The 847-nt window shown below is 64.7% G+C and carries 2 protein-coding genes; both read left to right on the top strand.

What is annotated here, in order from left to right; genetic code table 11:
• On the top strand, positions 1–565 hold a 565-nt coding region (locus B3361_RS08670), incomplete at its 5' end, for a GntR family transcriptional regulator (protein WP_286920169.1).
• A gap of 22 nt (positions 566–587) precedes the next feature.
• Positions 588–847, top strand: a 260-nt coding sequence (locus tag B3361_RS08665) for an NUDIX hydrolase (protein WP_286920168.1), incomplete at its 3' end; no start/stop codon positions are given.

Here is an 847-nt window from a genome sequence, read left to right as displayed (position 1 = left end):
GCTGCGTCACCTGGAATCCGAAGGCCTGGTGGAATTCGCCGACGCCAAGGGCCCACGGGTGGCCATCATCACCCTGGAAGACGCCCGCGACATCTACGAGCTGCGTTGCGTACTCGAAGGCCTGATCGTGCAGTTGTTCACCCTCAACGCCAAGGCCAAGGACATCCGTGCCCTGGAACGCGCGCTGGAGGTCAACCGCGAAGCCTTGGAAGAAGGCGAGTTGCAGCAGGTGCTGGACTCGGTTCAAGGCTTCTACGACGTGCTACTGGAAGGCTCCGGCAACCAGGTGGCGGCGCAGCAGTTGCGCCAGTTGCAGGCACGCATCAGCTACCTGCGCGCCACCTCGGTGTCGCAGGAAAACCGCCGCGGCGCCAGCAACCGCGAGATGGAAAAGATGGTCGAGGCGATCAAGGGTGGCGACCCGCTGGTTGCCCACCAGGCCTCGGTCGACCATGTGCGTGCGGCTGCCAAGGTAGCCCTGGATTACCTGCGCCAGAAGCAGGAAGACCACGTCAAGGTGCGCGACATCGTCGAGCCCCTGGCGCTGAAGGATCCACGTATTTAACGCCACCCACAGGCCGCTGATCATGCCCAACGCCCCGCGCTACTGCCCGCACTGTACCAAGGAACTGGCCCGGGGCGTTCCTGCAGGTGACACCCACGAACGCCTGCATTGTGGCGGCTGCGGCTACATCCACTACATCAACCCGAAGGTCATCGCCGGCTGCATCATCGAGCGTGACGGCAAGTACCTGCTGTGCCAGCGTGCCATCCCGCCACGCCCCGGCACTTGGACCTTGCCGGCGGGCTTCATGGAGGCTGGCGAGACCACCGAGCAGGCGGCGCT

This window comes from Pseudomonas sp. UBA6699 (genome assembly GCF_002454615.1).
In the GTDB taxonomy this organism is placed as follows: Bacteria; Pseudomonadota; Gammaproteobacteria; order Pseudomonadales; family Pseudomonadaceae; genus Aquipseudomonas; species Aquipseudomonas juntendi.
Note: the sequence above shows the minus strand (reverse complement) of the source record. Positions and strands in the feature narration are given on the sequence as shown.